We start from the raw sequence: 19,018 nt of genomic DNA on the forward strand, positions 1-19,018 counted from the left end.
ATGCTACTGCCCGGTAGCCGGGCGGGCGCGGGGTCAGCTGATGAACGGGTCCAGGGCGACGGCGAGGAAGACGAGCGAGACGTAGGTGATCGACCAGTGGAACAGCCGCATCTCCTTCAGCTTCGCGCCCCGCACGCCCGCCCGGGCCCTGGCCTGGAGCGCGTGCGCCTCCCACAGCCACCAGCAGCCCGCCGCCGCGGCGACCGCCGTGTAGAACCAGCCCGCGTAGCCGAGCGGCCACAGCAGCAGGGAGACGCCGACCATGATCCAGCTGTAGACGACGATCTGGCGGGCGACCACGGTGTTCGCCGCGATGACCGGCAGCATCGGGACGCCGACCCGCGCGTAGTCCTCCTTCACCTTCATCGACAGCGGCCAGTAGTGCGGCGGCGTCCAGAAGAAGATGACGAGGAAGAGGACGGCCGCACCCCACGACAGCGTGCCGGTGACCGAGGACCAGCCGATGAGGACCGGGAGGCAGCCCGCGATGCCGCCCCACACGATGTTCTGTGACGTGCGTCGCTTCAGGAGCATCGTGTAGACGACCACGTAGAAGAGGAGCGCACCGAGCGACAGGGCGGCGGACGCCCAGTTGACGAGCAGCCCGAACCAGAGCGTCGAGACGACGGCGAGCGACATCCCGAAGACCAGCGCCTCGGCGGGACGCAGGACACCGGTGACGAGCGGACGGTTGCGGGTGCGATCCATCAACGCGTCGATGTCACGGTCGATGTACATGTTCAGCGCGTTGGCGCCGCCCGCCGACAGGTAGCCGCCGACACAGGTGGCGAGCACCAGCCACAGGTCGGGGACGCCGCCTTCCGCGAGGAACATGACGGGCACGGTCGTGATCAGGAGCAGTTCGATGATGCGCGGCTTCGTCAGCGCGACGAACGCCTTGACCCGGGCTCCCGCGGTCACGTGGTCTGAGCCCTGCCGGCGTTCTGCCACGGGACGGGAATCGACGGCCGTCACGGACACCCCTGGTTGTACGACATCGGCGGAATTACCAGTGAAAGGTTGCGCTGCGGAGAGCTGCGCAGACGCGAATGCGGTCCGGTGAACCGCCGGGTGGGACTTCGCGTACACCCCGTCACTCTAGACGCCCGGATTACGCGGCTTGTCGCCGGGCCCCCCATCCGGCCCCGGCGCGGCCGACCGCGGGCGGGGCCCACCCGGCGTGCCGGACGGGCCGATCCGGGGCACCCTGGAAGCGTCGTCGGGTACCCTCTCGCCGCCAGGTGGCGGAAGGGCCGGAGGTAGGCTCGGACCGGCCCGGTGAGCCGTCACTCCGCCGCCAGGCGGAGCGGTCCCGTCACCGGCCCTGACAGACGCGGAGAGGAGCCCTGACGCAGGGTGAGCAGCAAGGCGACCACCTCAGACCTCGAATGGACCGACCTGGACGAACGCGCCGTGGACACCGCCCGTGTCCTCGCGGCGGACGCCGTCCAGAAGGTCGGCAACGGTCACCCCGGCACGGCCATGAGCCTGGCACCGGCGGCCTACCTGGTGTTCCAGAAGCTCATGCGCCATGACCCGTCGGACCCGGACTGGACCGGCCGCGACCGTTTCGTCCTGTCCGTCGGCCACACGAGCCTGACGCTCTACATCCAGCTCTACCTGGCCGGGTACGGCCTGACCCTCGACGACCTCAAGTCCTTCCGCACCTGGGGCAGCCGGACGCCGGGCCACCCGGAGTACGGGCACACCGTCGGCGTCGAGACCACCACGGGGCCGCTCGGCCAGGGCGTCGCCAACGCCGTGGGGATGGCCATGGCCGCCCGCTACGAGCGCGGCCTGTTCGACCCCGAGGCGGAGCCGGGCACGTCCCCCTTCGACCACACCGTCTGGGCCGTCGCCGGTGACGGCTGCCTCCAGGAGGGCGTGGCCGCCGAGGCCGCCTCCCTGGCGGGGCACCAGAAGCTGGGCAACCTCGTCCTGCTGTACGACGACAACCACATCTCCATCGAGGGCGACACGGCGACGGCCTTCTCCGAGGACGTCCTCGGCCGCTTCGAGGCGTACGGCTGGCACGTCCAGCGCGTAGCGCCGAAGGAGAGCGGCGACCTCGACCCGGCCGCGCTGTACGAGGCGTTCACCGCCGCCCGCGCGGAGACGGGGCGTCCGTCCCTCATCGCCGCCCGCTCCATCATCGCCTGGCCCGCCCCGAGCGCGCAGAACACCGAGGCGGCGCACGGCTCGGCGCTGGGCGCCGATGAGGTCGCGGCCACCAAGCGCGTCCTCGGGTTCGACCCCGACGCCGACTTCGCCGTGGACGACGCCGTCCTCGCGCACGCGCGGCTGGCCGTCGAGCGCGGCCGTGAGGAGCACGCGGCCTGGGACAAGCGGTTCACCGCCTGGCGCGAGGCCAACCCGGAGCGCGCCGCCGAGTTCGACCGGGTGCGCGCCGGTGAGCTGCCCGACGGCTGGGAGAAGGCGCTGCCGGTCTTCGACGCGGGCTCGCAGGTCGCCACGCGCAAGGCGTCGGGCGAGGTGCTGAAGAAGCTCGGCGGCGTGCTGCCCGAGCTGTGGGGCGGCTCGGCCGACCTCGCGGGCTCCAACAACACGACGATCGACGCCTCCTCGTCCTTCCTCCCCACGGGCAACCCGCTGCCCGAGGCCGACCCGTACGGCCGCACCGTGCACTTCGGCATCCGCGAGCACGCCATGGGCTCGGCGATGAACGGCATCGCGCTGCACGGCAACACGCGGATCTACGGCGGCACGTTCCTCGTCTTCTCCGACTACATGCGCCCCGCCGTGCGGCTCGCCGCGCTGATGAAGCTGCCGGTGACGTACGTGTGGACGCACGACTCGATCGGTCTGGGCGAGGACGGGCCGACGCACCAGCCCGTCGAGCACCTGGCGGCGCTGCGTGCCATCCCGGGCCTCAACGTCGTGCGCCCGGCCGACGCGAACGAGACGTCGATCGTCTGGCGCGAGATCCTGGAGCGCCACGGCAGGGCCCCCGCGCCGCACGGTCTCGCCCTGACCCGGCAGAACGTGCCGACGTACGCGCCGAACGACGCGGCGGCCAAGGGCGGTTACGTCCACACCGAGGCCGAGGGCGGCGCGGCCCGCGTCGTGCTCATCGGCACCGGTTCCGAGCTGCACCTGGCCGTGGCCGCGCGCGAGGCGCTCCAGGCCGAGGGCGTGCCCACGCGCGTCGTGTCGATGCCGTGCGCCGAGTGGTTCGACGAGCAGGACGAGGCGTACCGGGACAGTGTGCTGCCCCCGGCCGTCGCCGCCCGCGTGGCGGTCGAGGCGGGCATCGGGCTGACCTGGCACCGTTACGTGGGCGGGGCGGGGCGTGTGGTGTCGCTCGAACACTTCGGTGCCTCGGCCGACTACCAGACCCTGTACCGCGAGTTCGGCATCACCCCGGAGGCGGTCGCGCAGGCCGCGCGGGAAGCCCTCTCGGCCGCCGAGCGCTGACACCGATACACCGACAAGCAGGAGATGCGATTCTCATGACCGACGCACTCAAGCGCCTCTCCGACGAGGGTGTGGCGATCTGGCTGGACGACCTGTCGCGCGGCCGGATCTCCTCGGGCAACCTCGGCGAACTGCTCGACCAGCAGCACGTGGTGGGTGTGACGACCAACCCCTCCATCTTCCAGAAGGCGATCTCCGAGGGCGAGGGCTACGACGAGCAGCTGTCCGACCTCGCCGCCCGCCGGGTCACGGTGGAGGAGGCGGTGCGCATGATCACCACCGCCGACGTACGGGACGCCGCCGACGTGCTGCGCCCGGTGTACGAGGCCACCGGCGGTCTCGACGGCCGGGTCTCCATCGAGGTGGACCCGCGGCTGGCGCACGACACCGAGGCGACCGTCGCCGAGGCCAAGCAGCTCGCCTGGCTGGTGGACCGGCCCAACACGTTCATCAAGATCCCCGCGACCCGCGCCGGTCTCCCGGCGATCGCCGAGACGATCGGGCGCGGCATCAGCGTGAACGTGACGCTGATCTTCTCGCTGGAGCGCTACCGCGAGGTGATGGACGCCTACCAGACCGGTCTTGAGCAGGCGAAGGCCCGGGGCCTGGACCTGTCCACGATCTACTCGGTCGCGTCGTTCTTCGTGTCCCGCGTGGACACCGAGATCGACAAGCGGCTCGACGCCGCGGGCACCCCCGAGGCCCTGAAGCTGAAGGGCAAGGCGGCCGTGGCGAACGCGCGGCTGGCGTACCAGGCGTACGAGGACGTCGTCGCCGCCGACCGCTGGCAGGCACTGTCCCGCGCCGGGGCCAACACCCAGCGGCCCCTGTGGGCCTCCACCGGCGTCAAGGACCCGGCGTACAAGGACACCCTGTACGTGACCGACCTCGTCGCGCCAGGCACCGTCAACACGATGCCGGAGCCGACGCTGCGCGCCACCGAGGACCACGGCGAGATCACCGGCGACACGATCCGCGGCACGTACGAGGAGGCCCGCGCGGACCTGGACGCGCTGGCCGGGGTCGGCGTCTCCTACGACGACGTCGTGCAGGTCCTGGAGGACGAGGGCGTGGAGAAGTTCGAGACCGCGTGGAACGGCCTGCTGGACTCCACCAAGGCCGAGCTGGAGCGCCTCGCCGGGACCGGGAAGGGCTGACGGACGGGTGAGCGACAGCCCGAAGCACCGCACGCGGGCGCGGGACGGGTTCACCAACCCGCTGCGCAGCGCGCAGGATCGGCGGCTGCCGAGGATCGCCGGGCCTTCCGGCCTGGTGATCTTCGGCGTCACCGGTGACCTCTCGCGCAAGAAGCTCATGCCGGCCGTCTACGACCTCTCGAACCGCGGGCTGCTGCCCCCGGGCTTCTCGTTGGTGGGCTTCGCCCGCCGCGACTGGGAGGACGAGGACTTCGCCCAGGTCGTGCACGACTCGGTGCAGCGGTACTCGCGCACGCCGTTCCGCGAGGAGGTGTGGCGGCAGCTGGCCGAGGGGATGCGGTTCGTCCCCGGCAACTTCGACGACGACGAGGCGTTCGGGAAGCTGCGCAACTGCATCGAGGAGCTGGACAAGGAGCACGGCACGGGCGGGAACTTCGCGTTCTACCTGTCGGTGCCGCCGAAGTTCTTCCCCACGGTGGTGCAGCAGCTCAAGCGGCACGGGCTGTCCGACCCGCCGTCGGGCTCGTGGCGGCGCGCGGTGATCGAGAAGCCGTTCGGCCGCGACCTGGAGTCGGCGCAGGAGCTGAACCAGATCGTCCACGAGGTGTTCCCGCCGGCCGAGGTGTTCAGGATCGACCACTACCTGGGGAAGGAGACGGTCCAGAACATCCTGGCGCTGCGGTTCGCCAACACGATGTTCGAGCCGATCTGGAACCGGGGTTATGTCGATCATGTCCAGATCACCATGGCCGAGGACATCGGCATCGGCGGGCGTGCCGGGTACTACGACGGCATCGGCTCCGCGCGTGACGTCATCCAGAACCACCTCCTCCACGGCCGGGTGGCAGGGCGGCGAGAAGGTGCCGGGCTACCTGGAGGAGGAGGGCATCGACTCGCAGTCGGTGACCGACACCTACGCGGCGGTGAAGCTGGAGATCGACAACCGGCGCTGGGCCGGGGTGCCGTTCTACCTGCGCACGGGCAAGCGGCTCGGGCGGCGCGTGACGGAGATCGCCGTGGTCTTCCAGCGGGCGCCGTACTCGCCGTTCGACGCGACGGAGACGCAGGAGCTGGGGCACAACGCGCTGGTCATCCGCGTCCAGCCGGACGAGGGCGTGACCGTGCGCTTCGGCTCCAAGGTGCCCGGCACGCAGATGGAGATCCGCGACGTCACGATGGACTTCGCGTACGGCGAGTCCTTCACCGAGTCCAGCCCCGAGGCGTACGAGCGCCTGCTGCTCGACGTCCTCCTCGGCGACGCCAACCTCTTCCCCCGCCACCAGGAGGTCGAGCGTTCCTGGGAGATCCTCGACCCGGTCGAGTCCTTCTGGGCGCGGCACGGACGACCGGCCCCGTACGCCGCCGGTTCGTGGGGCCCGGCGGAGGCCGACGAGATGCTCGCACGCGACGGACGGAGCTGGCGCCGCCCATGAACATCGACCTCACGGACACGACGTCCGCCCGGATCAACACCGCGCTCGTCCAGGGCCGCCGCTCGGTCGGGGCGGCGGTCGGCATGGTGCTGACCCTCGTCATCGTCACCGACGAGGGCAACCACTACGACGCCCTCAAGGCGGCGAGCGAGGCGTCGAAGGAGCACCCCTCGCGCATCCTGGTCGTCATCAAGCGGCCGGGGCGCTCCCCCAGGGAGCGCGCGGGGGCGCGGCTGGACGCCGAGGTCCGCGTGGGCGGCGAGGCGGGGAACGGCGAGACCGTCCTGCTGCGGCTGCACGGCGAGCTGTCGGGGCACGCCTACAGCGTCGTGCTGCCGCTGCTGCTGCCGGACGCGCCCGTCGTCGTCTGGTGGCCGGACGAGGCGCCCGCCCACCCGGCGGACGACCTGCTCGGCACCCTGGCGCAGCGCAGGATCACCGACGCGGCGGCCACCGAGGACCCGGTGGCCGCGCTGGTGGCGCGGGCGGAGGTGTACGCGCCGGGCGACACCGATCTGTCGTGGACGCGCGTCACGCCCTGGCGCAGCGTGCTCGCGGCGGCGCTCGACCAGAAGCACACGAAGGTGACGGCGGCCGAGGTCGAGGGCGAGGAGTACAACCCCAGCACCGAGCTGCTGGCGCTGTGGCTCGCCGAGCGTCTCGACGTGACGGTCGGGCGCGTCGTCTCCGAGGGTCCCGGCATCACGGCGGTGCGGCTCACCACCGCGGACGGCGTGATCTGCCTCGACCGGCCGGACGGCGCGCTGGCCACCCTCGCCGTGCCGGGCCAGCCGGACCGGCACGTGGCGCTGCACCGCCGTTCCACGGCGGAGCTGATCGCCGAGGAGCTGCGCCGCCTGGACCCCGACGAGGCGTACGCGGGGACGGTGCGGCACGGTCTCGGCCGTCTGAACACGCCCCCTGGCGCCTCGGCGGCCGACGTGGCGGCGCCCCCGCCTGCGGCGGAGCCGACGGGCACGCGTACCCCCGCGAAGGCGGTGGCCAAGGCGCCCGCGACGACGTCCACCAAGGCCCCGGTGCCCCGCGCGTCGCCCACGAAGGCGGCGGGCAGGGCGGCGAAGCCGAAGCCGAAGGCGGACGGCAAGAACGGGAAGAACGGGAAGCCCGCCGCATGAGCGTGACACGCGAGCTGGTCGTCCACCGCGACAAGGACCTCATGGCCCAGGCGGTGGCGGCCCGGCTGATCACCAGGATCGTGGACGCGCAGGCCGCCAGGGGCTCCGCTTCCGTCGTCCTCACGGGCGGGCGGAACGGGAACGGGCTGCTGTCCGCCGTGGCCGCCTCGCCCGCCAGGGACGCGGTGGACTGGGGCCGGATCGACCTGTGGTGGGGCGACGAGCGCTTCGTGCCGCAGGACGACGGGGAGCGCAACCACACGCAGGCGCGCGCCGCGCTGCTGGACGCCGTGCCGCTCGATCCTGACCGGGTGCACCCGATGCCCGCGTCGGACGGGCCGTACGGCGCGGACCCCGAGGCGGCGGCGGAGGCGTACGCGGCGGAGCTGGCGGCCACCCCGGGGCCGTTCGACGTGCTGCTGCTCGGCGTCGGCCCGGACACGCACGTGGCGTCGCTGTTCCCCGGCCTGCCGGGCGTGCGGGAGACGGAGCGGACGGTCGTGGCCGTGCGCGACGCGCCCAAGCCGCCGCCGACCCGCGTCTCGCTGACGCTCCCCGCCATCCGCACGGCGCACGAGGTGTGGCTGCTCGCGGCGGGCGAGGACAAGGCGGACGCGGTGGCGACGGCCTTCTCCGACCCGGGCGAGCTGCGCGCACCCGCGGCGGGCGCGTTCGGCCTGTCGCGGACGCTGTGGCTCGTGGACGTGGCGGCGGCCTCCGGGCTGCGCGGGGCCGTCTGACGGCGGCACCCCTGGCCTCACACGAGGACGCCCCCCGCGCCCGTCAGGCGCGGGGGGCGTTCGCGTGGCCGTGCTCAGCGGCCCCGCAGGCGGCGGTAGCGCGCGACGAGGGCGGCGGTGGACGGGTCGAGGCCGGGGACGTCGGCGCCCTCGGTGAGCGCGGGCTCGACGCGCTTGGCGAGCACCTTGCCCAGCTCCACACCCCACTGGTCGAACGAGTCGATCCCCCAGATCGCGCCCTGGACGAACACCTTGTGCTCGTACAGCGCGATCAGCTGCCCGAGCACGGACGGGCTCAGCTCGGTGGCCAGGATGGTCGTGGTCGGCCGGTCACCGGGGAACGTGCGGTGCGGCACCAGTTCCTCCGCGACGCCCTCGGCCCGCACCTCGTCCGCCGTCTTCCCGAAGGCCAGCGCCTGGCCCTGGGCGAAGAGGTTCGCCATCAGCAGGTCGTGCTGGTCCCGCAGCGCGGGGGACAGCTCGCCGACCGGCCGGGCGAAGCCGATGAGGTCGGCGGGGATGAGCTTGGTGCCCTGGTGCAGCAGCTGGTAGTACGCGTGCTGCCCGTTCGTGCCCGGCGTGCCCCAGACGACGGGCCCCGTCTGCCAGCTCACCGGTTCACCCTCACGTGTGACCGACTTGCCGTTGGACTCCATGTCGAGCTGCTGGAGATAGGCCGTGAACCGCGACAGGTAGTGGCTGTACGGCAGCACGGCGTGCGCCTGCGCGTCGAAGAACGCCCCGTACCAGACGCCCAGCAGCCCCAGCAGCACGGGCGCGTTCTCCGCGAACGGCGCCGTACGGAAGTGGTCGTCAACCGTACGGAAGCCGTCCAACATCTCCCGAAAATGATCGGGACCGATCGCGATCATCAGCGACAGACCGATCGCCGAGTCGAACGAGTACCGCCCGCCGACCCAGTCCCAGAACTCGAACATGTTCGCCGTGTCGATACCGAAGTCCGCGACACGCTCCGCGTTGGTCGAGACGGCGACGAAGTGGCGGGCGACGGCCTCCTGCCCGGCGCCGAGGCCGTCCAGCAGCCACTGCCGCGCCGACGTCGCGTTGGTGATCGTCTCGATCGTCGTGAACGTCTTCGACGAGATGACGAACAGCGTCTGCGCCGGGTCCAGGTCCCGCAGGGCCTCGTGCAGGTCGGCGCCGTCCACGTTGGAGACGAACCGGTGCGTCAGCCCGCGGTCGGCGTAGGGGCGCAGCACCTCGTACGCCATCGCAGGGCCGAGGTCCGAGCCGCCGATGCCGATGTTGACCACGGCCCTGATCGGACGCCCGGTGTGCCCGGTCCACTCCCCCGTCCTGACCCGGCGCGAGAATTCAGCCATACGGTCCAGCACCGCGTGGACGCGCGGGACGACGTTCTCCCCGTCCACCTCCACCACCGCGTCACGCGGGGCACGCAGCGCCGTGTGCAGCACGGCACGCCCCTCCGTCACGTTGATCCTCTCGCCCCGGAACATCGCGTCCCGCAGACCGGCGACCCCCGTCGCCTCGGCGAGCCGCAGCAGCAGCCCCAGCGTCTCGTCGGTGACGAGCTGCTTCGCGTAGTCGAGATGGAGATCGCCGACCGCGACCCCGTACCGTTCGGCGCGGCTGGGGTCGGCGTCGAACACCTCGCGCAGCCGTACCTCCCCGAGCGCGCTCCGGTGCTCCGCGAGGGCACGCCACTCCGCCGTCTGATCGAGCCTCATGATCCGCCTCTATCCATGCATGCAGGACACTGCGCCGCACGCTAGCCGATCACCGGCGCGGGCCCGCACACTGGCTCCCCCGCACCGGGCCACCGCCGCGCCCTGACAGGCGGAAACACCCGCTGACCTGCGCGTATCCGGGAAAGCGCCGCGTGGGGCAAACCACGGAGGACCCGGGCGCCGGCCACGTGAGCCGGCACCCGGGTCCTCCGGGGCGTGTGCCGCTAGATCTCGCCCCGCAGCTTGGCCAGGGCCTCGGCGAGGATCGCCTCACCGTCGGCGTCGCTGCGGCGCTCGCGGACGTACGCCAGATGCGTCTTGTAGGGCTCGGTGCGCGGCGGCGCCGGGGGCGCGTCGCGTTCCGTGCCCGCGGGGAAGCCGCAGCGCGGACAGTCCCAGGTATCCGGAATCTGTGCGTCGCTGGCGAAGCTGGGCTGTGTCTCGTGCCCGTTCGCGCACCAGAAGGAGACCCTCAGCCGGGGCGCGGACTCGCCGCGCTCGGCCTCACCCATGGGCCCCGCCCCGACCCGGCTGCCCCGGATCGCGTTGCCACCTGCCACGGTCGTAACTCCCTGCCTGCCATCCTGCGAAGTCCTCAGTCTATGCAAGGCTCAACGCACGTCCAGTGCTGGGAGTTACTGACTTCGGGGCACGGGCCCGGCCGCGGTCAGGACCGCATGAGCAGACCGAGCACCACGACGATCCCCGCCCAGGCGAGGGCGACGACCACGGTGATCCGGTCGAGGTTGCGCTCGGCGACGGACGAACCACCCACCGAGGACTGCATGCCACCGCCGAACATGTCGGAGAGGCCGCCGCCCTTCCCCTTGTGCATGAGCACGAGGAGGGCCAACAGGAAGCTGAAGATGATCAGCGCGATCTGGAACGCCGTTTCCACGACTGAACCAACTCTCTCACCAACGGACGGACATTCGACGTGGCTACCGGGGTGACCGGCGCCACGGGGCCGGGGGGCGCGGTCGTGCCGTTCCCACCGACCCCGGACAGCGTACAGCGACCCCTACTGGTCGCGGAACCGGACGATCTTGACGAACTCGTCCGCGTCCAGCGCGGCCCCGCCGACGAGCGCGCCGTCCACGTCCGGCTGCGCCATGATCGCCGCGACGTTCGCCGCCTTGACCGAGCCGCCGTACTGGATGCGCACACCGTCGGCCAGCTCGGCGTCGTACAGCTCGGCGAGCCGTGCCCGGATCGCGCCGCAGACCTCCTGCGCGTCCTCGGGGGTGGCGACCTCGCCGGTGCCGATCGCCCAGACCGGCTCGTAGGCGATCACGACGGACGCGGCCTGCTCGGCCGGGACGTCCGCGAGACCGCCGTCGAGCTGGGCCAGGGTGTGCGCGACGTGCGTGCCCGCCTTGCGCACCTCAAGCGGCTCGCCGACGCACAGGATCGGGGTGATCCCGTGGCGGTAGGCCGCCTTCACCTTGGCGTTGCAGACGGCCTCGTCCTCGGCGTGGTACTGGCGGCGCTCGGAGTGGCCGACGACGGCGTACGCGCACTGGAGCTTCGCCAGCATCGGCCCCGAGACCTCGCCGGTGTAGGCGCCGGAGTCGTAGGCGGAGATGTCCTGCGCGCCGTACCTGATCTTCAGCTTGTCGCCGTCCACCAGGGTCTGGACGGTCCGCAGGTCGGTGAAGGGCGGCAGCACCGCGACCTCCACCGCCTCGTAGTCCTTGTCCGTGAGGCCGAAGGCGAGCTTCTGGACATGGGCGATGGCCTCAAGGTGGTTGAGGTTCATCTTCCAGTTGCCCGCCATGAGCGGGATGCGTCCGCCGGTCACGCCGTACCTTCTCTCGTCACTTCGCCGTGCGCCTTCGCGCCGTGTGTCCGCCGCGTCACGCCGGGTCCTCCAGGGCGGCGAGGCCGGGCAGTTCCTTGCCCTCCAGGTACTCCAGGCTCGCGCCGCCGCCGGTCGAGATGTGACCGAACGCCGTCTCGTCGAAGCCCAGAATGCGCACCGCGGCGGCCGAGTCGCCGCCGCCGACGACCGTGAAGGCCGGGCTGTCCAGCAGGCCCTGGGCCACGGCCCTGGTGCCCTCGGCGAACTCCGGGTGCTCGAAGACGCCCATCGGGCCGTTCCAGAACACGGTGGCGGCGTCGGCGAGCTTCGCCGCGTACAGCTTCCGCGTCTCGGGGCCGATGTCGAGGCCCATCACGCCCGGGGTCAGCGCGTCGGCTGCCACGACCTGGGGGTCGGCCGACGCCTTCGTCCCGAGGTCGGGGAACGCCTTGGCGACCACGACGTCCACCGGCAGCACGAACTCGACGCCGCGCTCGGCGGCCTCGCGCAGGTACTCCTGGACCGCCGGGATCTGATCCTCCTGGAGCAGCGAGTCACCGACCTGGTGGCCCTGCGCCGCGAGGAACGTGTACACCATGCCGCCGCCGACCAGGATGCGGTCGGCGCGCTGGAGCAGGTGGCCGATGACGGCGAGCTTGTCGGACACCTTGGCGCCGCCGAGGACGACGGCGTAGGGGCGGGCGACGTCCTCGGTGAGCTTGCGCAGGACGCCGACCTCGGTGGCGATGAGCCCACCGGCCGCGTGCGGCAGCCGGGCAGGGAGGTCGTAGACCGAGGCGTGCCTGCGGTGCACGGCACCGAAGCCGTCCCCGACGTACAGGTCGGCGAGGGCGGCGAGGCGGTCGGCGAACGCGCCGCGCTCGGCGTCGTCCTTGCTGGTCTCGCCCGGGTTGAACCGGAGGTTCTCCAGCAGGGCGACCTCGCCGTCGGCCAGCGCGGCGACGGTGGCGCGCGCGCCGTCGTCCACCGTGTCGGTGGCGAACGCGACATCCTTGCCGAGGAGTTCACCGAGCCGCCGGGCGACGGGCGCGAGGGAGTACTGCGGGTCGGGCGCGCCCTTGGGGCGGCCGAGGTGCGAGGCGACGACCACCCGCGCACCCGCGGCGGCGAGCGCGGAGATCGTCGGGACGACGGCGCGGATACGGCCGTCGTCGGTGATGGCCCCGCCGGAGAGCGGGACGTTCAGGTCGGCGCGGACGAAGACCCGGCGGCCCGCGACCTGGAGATCATCGATCGTCTTCATGGTTCTCGTTGACTCCTGAAGTGGCGCAAGGCCCGCAGCGCGGTGCTGCGAGCCCTGCTGGAGGGGACCGGTCAGAGCCGCTCGCCGACGTAGACCGTCAGGTCCACGAGGCGGTTGGAGTAGCCCCACTCGTTGTCGTACCAGCCGACGATCTTGACCTGCTTGCCCTGCGCCATGGTGAGCGAGGAGTCGAGCGTGCAGGAGGCGGGCCAGTTGACGATGTCCGAGGAGACGATCGCGTCCTCGGTGTACTCCAGGATGCCCTTGAGCTGGCTCTCGGCGGCCGACTTGAACGCGGCGTTGACCTCGTCCTTGGTGACCTCGCGGTCCAGCTCGACGACCAGGTCCGTGACGGAGCCGGTGGGGACCGGGACGCGCAGGGCGATGCCGTCCAGCTTGCCCTTGAGCTGCGGGAGGACCAGGGCGGTGGCCTTGGCGGCGCCGGTCGTCGTCGGGATGATGTTGATCGCGGCGGCGCGGGCGCGGCGGAGGTCCTTGTGCGGGAAGTCCAGGATGCGCTGGTCGTTGGTGTACGCGTGGACGGTCGTCATCAGACCCTTGACGATGCCGAAGCTCTCGTCGAGGACCTTGGCCATCGGCGCCACACAGTTGGTGGTGCAGGAGGCGTTGGAGATGACGTCGTGCTTGGCCGGGTCGTACTGGTCCTGGTTCACGCCCACGACGACGGTGAGGTCCTCGTCCTTGGCGGGCGCGGAGATCAGGACCTTCTTGGCGCCGGCGGCCAGGTGCTTGGCGGCATCGGCGCGCTTGGTGAAGATGCCGGTGGACTCGATGACGATGTCGGCGCCGACCTCGCCCCAGGGCAGGGCGGCCGGGTCGCGCTCGGCGAACGTCCGGAACGTGTGGCCGCCGACCGTGATCGTGTCGTCGGTGTGGCTGACCTCTTCCTTGAGGCGGCCGAGGATGCTGTCGTACTTCAGCAGGTGGACCAGGGTGTCGTTGTCGGTCAGGTCGTTGACACCGACGATCTGGACATCCGCCCCCTGTTCAAGGAGCGCGCGGAAGTAGTTGCGACCGATACGGCCAAAGCCGTTGATTCCTACGCGGATCGTCACGAACCGATCTCCTCGTTGGTACGCCGGCGGAACTGATACCGGCGATGCTGTATGGGATGTCCCCGACCACGGACGACCCTACCGCGCCGCGCTCCGGGAGCTGACACCGGCCAGCCGTGTCAGGCCCCGGAAACGCGGGGCGGAACGGCCGTCCCGGTGGCGGGCGCACGGGCCGCCGGGCGGTCCGTCAGCCCACCATCTCCTCGGTCAGGTTCGACTCCGTGCCGGGGACCCCCAGGTCCTGCGCGCGCTTGTCCGCCATCGCCAGGAGGCGGCGGATGCGGCCCGCGACGGCGTCCTTGGTGAGCGGCGGCTCGGCGAGCGCGCCCAGTTCCTCAAGTGACGCCTGCTTGTGCTCCATGCGCAGCCGTCCCGCGGCGGCCAGGTGGTCGGGGACCTCTTCCCCGAGGATCTCCAGCGCCCGCTGGACGCGCGCGCCCGCCGCCACGGCCGCGCGGGCGGAGCGGCGCAGGTTCGCGTCGTCGAAGTTGGCCAGCCGGTTGGCGGTGGCGCGCACCTCGCGCCGCATCCGGCGCTCCTCCCAGGCGAGCACGGACTCGTGGGCGCCGAGCCGGGTCAGCAGGGCGCCGATCGCGTCGCCGTCGCGGACCACGACGCGGTCCACGCTGCGGACCTCGCGGGCCTTGGCCCCGATCTGGAGCCGCCTGGCGGCCCCCACCAGCGCGAGGGCCGCCTCGGGTCCCGGGCAGGTGACCTCAAGCGAGGAGGAACGGCCGGGCTCGGTCAGCGATCCGTGCGCCAGGAACGCGCCGCGCCACGCGGCCTCGGCGTCGCAGGTGGCGCCGGAGACGACCTGCGGTGGCAGGCCCCTGATCGGACGGCCGCGGCCGTCCACCAGACCCGTCTGCCGCGCCAGCTGGTCGCCGCCCGCGACGACCCGCACCACGTAACGGCTGCCGCGCCGCAGCCCGCCCGGCGCCATGACCACCAGGTCGGAGGAGTGGCCGAAGATCTCCAGGATGTCCCGGCGCAGCCGCCGTGCGGCGATCCCGGTGTCCAGCTCGGCCTCGATCACGATCCGCCCGCTGACCAGGTGCAGCCCGCCCGCGAACCGCAGGATCGAGGACACCTCCGACTTGCGGCAGCAGGTCCGGGTGACGGGAAGCCGGGAGATCTCATCCTTCACCGCAGCCGTCATCGCCATGGGCCGATCCTTCCATGCATCCGAAAAATACGGTCGAACGCGGCGGCCAGCAGCTCCGGGTCGTGCCGGGGGGTGCCGTCCGGTGCGGCCACGGGTGCCAGCTGCACTCCGGCCCCCAGCCGTTCGGCGGCCTCACGCAGACTCTCCTGGTCCCGCACGGCGGCCTGGTCTGCCAGCACCACGTCAAAGGCGAGTTTAGGGGCGTGTTGTACCAAAACCTCCACATGACGCTGCGGGGAGAACCCATCAGTTTCACCGGGCTGCGGTGCGAGGTTGAGCGACAGGACCCGGCGCGCCTTGGTACGGGTGAGGGCGTCGAGCAGTTCGGGGACCAGCAGATGGGGGATCACCGAGGAGAACCACGAACCGGGGCCGAGGACCACCCAGTCGGCGTCCAGGACGGCCTCGACCGCCTCGGGCACGGCGGGGGGATCGGCCGGGACGAGGTTGACCTGCCTGACCTCGCCGGGCGTCAGCGCCACGGTGGCCTGGCCGCGCACCCGGCTGAGCGCGTCGGGCAGCCGCGGGTCGTGGCCGCGTACCTCGGCCTCCAGGTCGAGGGGCACCGCCGACATGGGCAGCACCCGGCCGTGCGCGCCGAGGAGCTTGCCGACCAGGTCGAGGGCGCGTACGTGGTCGCCCAGTTGTTCCCACAGCGCGACGATCAGGAGGTTGCCGACGGCGTGGTCGTGCAGCGCGCCCTCGCTCTTGAAGCGGTGCTGCACGACCTCGGACCAGGTGCGGCCCCACTCGTCGTCGCCGCACAGGGCGGCGAGCGCCTTGCGCAGGTCGCCGGGCGGCAGGACGCCCAGTTCGTCGCGCAACCGCCCGCTGGAGCCGCCGTCGTCGGCGACGGTGACGACGGCGGTCAGGTCGCCGGTGATGCGGCGCAGCGCGGTGAGCGAGGCCGACAGGCCCATGCCGCCGCCGAGCGCGACGACCTTGGGCTGGGCGCCCCGGCCGCGGCCGAGCCGGGGCCGGGCGGTACGCCGGCCGCGGTCGCGGCTCCCCGCTGTCCGGGCCTGCCGGACGCCCTTGCGTGGCATTCCTATTCGCGCCCCATGTCCCGGTGGACGACCACGGTCTCGATGCCCTCGGCGGCGAGTCTGCGGGCCAGCCGCTCGGAGACGGCGACGCTGCGGTGCTTGCCGCCCGTGCAGCCGACGGCGATGGTCACGTAGCGCTTGCCCTCCTGGCGGTAGCCGGTCGCGATGAGGCTCAGCAGCTCCGAGTAGCGGTCGAGGAACTCCTTGGCGCCCGGCTGGTTGAAGACGTACCCGGCGACCTCCTCGCTGGTGCCGGTGAACGGGCGCAGCTCGGGGACCCAGTGCGGATTGGGCAGGAAGCGGCAGTCCACGACGTGGTCGGCGTCCACAGGCAGCCCGTACTTGTAGCCGAAGGACATGACGGTGGCCCGCAGTTCGGGCTCGTCGCCCCCGGCGAACTGGGCGTCCATCTTGGCGCGCAGCTCGTGCACGTTGAGCGCGGACGTGTCGATGACGAGGTCGGCGTCGCCGCGCAGTTCGCGCAGCAGGTCGCGCTCGGCGGCGATGCCGTCCACGATGCGCCCGTCACCCTGGAGCGGGTGGGGGCGGCGGACCGACTCGAAGCGCTGGACGAGGGCGTTGTCCGACGCCTCCAGGTAGACGATCCGCCGGGTGACGCCCTTGGCCTCCAGGTCGGTGAGCGACTCGCGGAGGCTGTCGAAGAAGCTGCGGCCCCTGACGTCCACGACGACCCCGATGCGGGCGACGTTGCCCTGGGAGCGTGCGCCGAGGTCCACCATCGTGGGGATGAGGGCGGGCGGCAGGTTGTCCACCACGAACCAGCCGAGATCCTCCAGGCACTTGGCGGCGGTGCTGCGGCCCGCGCCGGACATGCCGGAGATGATCACGAGTTCGGGTGTGGTGATGAGTTCCTCGGTGAGCCCGGCCACGGGCGCGGTGCCCGGCTGCTCCGGCGGGGCGGCGGTCTGTTCCTGGTCTCCGGTGTGTGCGTCCATGGTGCGGTTTCCCCCGCCTGTCTTCGGCGTGTGTGCGTCGGGTGGGTACGGTTTCCTGCCGCCGGGATCAGTCGTCGATGATCTCGCCGGTGGCGGTGTTGACCGCGGGTGCGGTCGGCGCGCCCTCGGCGAGGGCGGCGGCGACCGTCATGGCGGTCCTGGGGCCTATGCCGGGCACCTCGGCGATCTCCTCGGGTGTGGCGGCGCGCAGCCGCTTGACCGAGCCGAAGTGCTTGAGCAGGGCCTTCTTGCGGGTCTCCCCGAGGCCGGGCACGGCATCGAGGGGACTTCTCCTGATCGATTGTGACCGCTTTCCGCGCTGGTAGCGGATCGCGAAACGGTGGGCCTCGTCACGTACCCGCTGGAGCAGGTACAGGCCCTCGCTGGAGCGGGGCAGGATGACCGGGTCGTCCTCGCCGGGGAGCCACACCTCCTCCAGCCGCTTGGCGAGGCCGCAGACGGCCACGTCGTCGATGCCCAGCTCGTCCATCGCGCGGCGGGCTGCGGCGACCTGGGGCTGCCCGCCGTCCACGACGACGAGCTGCGGCGGGTAGGCGAAGCGCCGGGGGCGGCCCTCATCGTCGCGCAGGGAGCCGGGCGTCCCGCCGTCCGCCTCCTGGTCGGGCTCGCGCTCCTCGACGGCCCATTCGCCGGTCCGCTCGCGCTCGCGCAGGTAGCGGCGGAAGCGGCGCGAGATCACCTCGTGCATCGAGCGGACGTCGTCCTGGCCGGTGAAGCCCTTGATCTGGAAGCGGCGGTACTCGCTCTTGCGGGCGAGCCCGTCCTCGAAGACGACCATGGACGCGACGACGTCGTCGCCCTGGAGGTGCGAGATGTCGAAGCACTCGACGCGCAGCGGTGCGGAGTCGAGGCCGAGGGCGTCGGCGATCTCCTCCAGGGCGCGGGAGCGGGTGGTGAGGTCGGAGGCGCGCTTCGTCTTGTGCAGGACGAGCGCCTGCTGCGCGTTGCGCTCGACGGTGGTCATCAGGTCGCGCTTGTCGCCGCGCTGCGGGACGCGGAGGCTGACGCGGGAGCCGCGCCGTACGGTCAGCCAGTCCGCCACCGGCTCGGCCGGGTCGGGCAGGGCGGGGACGAGGACCTCCCGGGGGACGCCCTCGCCGCGCTCCTCGCCGTACAGCTGCTGGAGCGCGCTCTCGACCAGTTCCGCGGTGGAGATCTGCTCGACCTTGTCGGTGACCCAGCCGCGCTGGCCGCGGACCCGCCCGTCGCGGACGTGGAAGATCTGGACGGCGGCCTCCAGCTCGTCCTCGGCGAGGGCGATCAGGTCGGCGTCGGTGGCGTCGGCGAGGACGACGGCGTTCTTCTCCATCGCGCGGCGCAGGGCCCCGATGTCGTCCCTGAGGCGGCCCGCGCGCTCGTACTCCAGCTCTTCCGCGGCCTCGTGCATCTGCTCTTCGAGGCGGCGCAGGTAGGCGCCGGTGCGACCTGCCATGAAGTCGCAGAACTCCTCGGCCAGCTCGCGGTGGTCCTCGGGGGTGATACGGCCGACGCAGGGGGCGGAGCACTTGTCGATGTAGCCGAGCAGGCAGGGGCGGCCCATCGCGCCCGCCCGCTTGAAGACGCCGGAGGAGCAGGTGCGGACGGGGAAGACGCGCAGGAGGAGATCGACGGTCTCGCGGATGGCCCAGGCGTGACCGTACGGGCCGAAGTAGCGCACACCCTTGCGCTTGGGGCCGCGCATGACCTGGACGCGGGGGAACTCCTCGTTCATGGTGACGGCGAGCGAGGGGTAGCTCTTGTCGTCCCGGTACTTGACGTTGAACCGGGGGTCGTACTCCTTGATCCAGGAGTACTCCAGCTGGAGCGCCTCGACCTCGGTCGAGACGACGGTCCACTCCACGGAGGCCGCCGTGGTGACCATGGTGGCGGTCCTGGGGTGGAGGTTGGTCAGGTCCTGGAAGTAGGAGGAGAGCCGCTGGCGCAGGCTCTTGGCCTTCCCGACGTAGACGACCCGGCGGTGCTCGTCGCGGAAGCGGTAGACGCCCGGCGAGTCGGGGATCTCGCCCGGCTTCGGGCGGTAGCTGGAAGGGTCGGCCATGACGGCAACCCTACTGCCCGGGTCTGACAGGGAGTGACTTC

The 19,018-nt window shown here is 72.0% G+C and carries 15 protein-coding genes and 1 pseudogene; 5 read left to right on the forward strand and 11 right to left on the reverse strand.

Going from position 1 to position 19,018, the window contains the following annotated elements; genetic code table 11:
• Positions 1-33: 33 nt before the first annotated feature.
• On the reverse strand, positions 34-975 hold the full coding sequence (locus IF27_RS23375; RefSeq protein ID WP_420822047.1) for a heme o synthase: 942 nt from the start codon (positions 973-975) through the stop codon (positions 34-36).
• 381 nt (positions 976-1,356) lie between these two features.
• On the opposite strand from IF27_RS23375, the gene tkt reads away from it, so the two are divergent.
• The 5 genes and pseudogenes from tkt to pgl all read left to right on the forward strand — a co-directional run bounded on the left by tkt (position 1,357) and on the right by pgl (position 7,901).
• Positions 1,357-3,435, forward strand: a complete 2,079-nt coding sequence (tkt, locus tag IF27_RS23380) for a transketolase (RefSeq protein WP_052851716.1) — start codon at positions 1,357-1,359, stop codon at positions 3,433-3,435.
• Between the two features lie 35 nt (positions 3,436-3,470).
• Positions 3,471-4,592 (forward strand): transaldolase, encoded by a 1,122-nt coding sequence (gene tal, locus IF27_RS23385; RefSeq protein WP_052851717.1) that lies wholly within the window; start codon positions 3,471-3,473, stop codon positions 4,590-4,592.
• A gap of 7 nt (positions 4,593-4,599) precedes the next feature.
• Positions 4,600-6,025, forward strand: a pseudogene (locus IF27_RS23390) (glucose-6-phosphate dehydrogenase).
• Positions 6,022-7,161, forward strand: coding sequence for a glucose-6-phosphate dehydrogenase assembly protein OpcA (gene opcA / locus IF27_RS23395; protein ID WP_052851718.1), 1,140 nt, complete (start codon positions 6,022-6,024; stop codon positions 7,159-7,161). The pseudogene IF27_RS23390 and the gene opcA overlap by 4 nt, the downstream one beginning before the upstream one ends.
• A complete protein-coding gene (gene pgl / locus IF27_RS23400; protein WP_052851719.1) occupies positions 7,158-7,901 on the forward strand; it encodes a 6-phosphogluconolactonase in 744 nt (247 codons plus the stop codon). Before opcA ends, pgl begins: the two co-directional genes overlap by 4 nt.
• Before the next feature lie 74 nt (positions 7,902-7,975).
• Here pgl and pgi read toward each other — a convergent pair whose 3' ends face one another.
• From pgi to uvrC, 10 genes are all read right to left on the reverse strand, one after another.
• Positions 7,976-9,610 carry a glucose-6-phosphate isomerase gene (gene pgi / locus IF27_RS23405; RefSeq protein WP_052851720.1) on the reverse strand — a complete coding sequence of 545 codons (1,635 nt, stop codon included), beginning with the start codon at positions 9,608-9,610 and terminating at the stop codon, positions 7,976-7,978.
• 224 nt (positions 9,611-9,834) lie between these two features.
• Positions 9,835-10,170 (reverse strand): RNA polymerase-binding protein RbpA, encoded by a 336-nt coding sequence (locus IF27_RS23410; RefSeq protein WP_079032138.1) that lies wholly within the window; start codon positions 10,168-10,170, stop codon positions 9,835-9,837.
• A gap of 107 nt (positions 10,171-10,277) precedes the next feature.
• Positions 10,278-10,508, reverse strand: a complete 231-nt coding sequence (gene secG, locus IF27_RS23415; RefSeq protein ID WP_052851721.1) for a preprotein translocase subunit SecG — start codon at positions 10,506-10,508, stop codon at positions 10,278-10,280.
• A gap of 123 nt (positions 10,509-10,631) precedes the next feature.
• The gene (gene tpiA / locus IF27_RS23420; RefSeq protein WP_052851860.1) at positions 10,632-11,387 is read right to left on the reverse strand and encodes a triose-phosphate isomerase; all 756 of its coding nucleotides are present in this window, start codon (positions 11,385-11,387) and stop codon (positions 10,632-10,634) included.
• Between the two features lie 79 nt (positions 11,388-11,466).
• On the reverse strand, positions 11,467-12,675 hold the full coding sequence (locus IF27_RS23425; protein ID WP_052851722.1) for a phosphoglycerate kinase: 1,209 nt from the start codon (positions 12,673-12,675) through the stop codon (positions 11,467-11,469).
• A gap of 71 nt (positions 12,676-12,746) precedes the next feature.
• Entirely contained in the window at positions 12,747-13,751 is a 1,005-nt protein-coding gene (gap, locus tag IF27_RS23430) for a type I glyceraldehyde-3-phosphate dehydrogenase (protein ID WP_052851723.1), read from the reverse strand.
• A gap of 187 nt (positions 13,752-13,938) precedes the next feature.
• Positions 13,939-14,916 carry a DNA-binding protein WhiA gene (gene whiA, locus IF27_RS23435; protein ID WP_052851724.1) on the reverse strand — a complete coding sequence of 326 codons (978 nt, stop codon included), beginning with the start codon at positions 14,914-14,916 and terminating at the stop codon, positions 13,939-13,941.
• Positions 14,907-15,962, reverse strand: coding sequence for a gluconeogenesis factor YvcK family protein (locus IF27_RS23440; protein WP_052851725.1), 1,056 nt, complete (start codon positions 15,960-15,962; stop codon positions 14,907-14,909). The genes whiA and IF27_RS23440 overlap by 10 nt, the downstream gene beginning before the upstream one ends.
• 2 nt (positions 15,963-15,964) lie before the next feature.
• A complete protein-coding gene (gene rapZ, locus IF27_RS23445; RefSeq protein ID WP_223291184.1) occupies positions 15,965-16,918 on the reverse strand; it encodes an RNase adapter RapZ in 954 nt (317 codons plus the stop codon).
• Between the two features lie 67 nt (positions 16,919-16,985).
• Positions 16,986-18,977 carry an excinuclease ABC subunit UvrC gene (uvrC, locus tag IF27_RS23450; protein ID WP_052851726.1) on the reverse strand — a complete coding sequence of 664 codons (1,992 nt, stop codon included), beginning with the start codon at positions 18,975-18,977 and terminating at the stop codon, positions 16,986-16,988.
• Positions 18,978-19,018: the final 41 nt, after the last annotated feature.

This window comes from Streptomyces avicenniae (assembly GCF_000719135.1).
Classification (GTDB): domain Bacteria; phylum Actinomycetota; class Actinomycetes; order Streptomycetales; family Streptomycetaceae; genus Streptomyces; species Streptomyces avicenniae.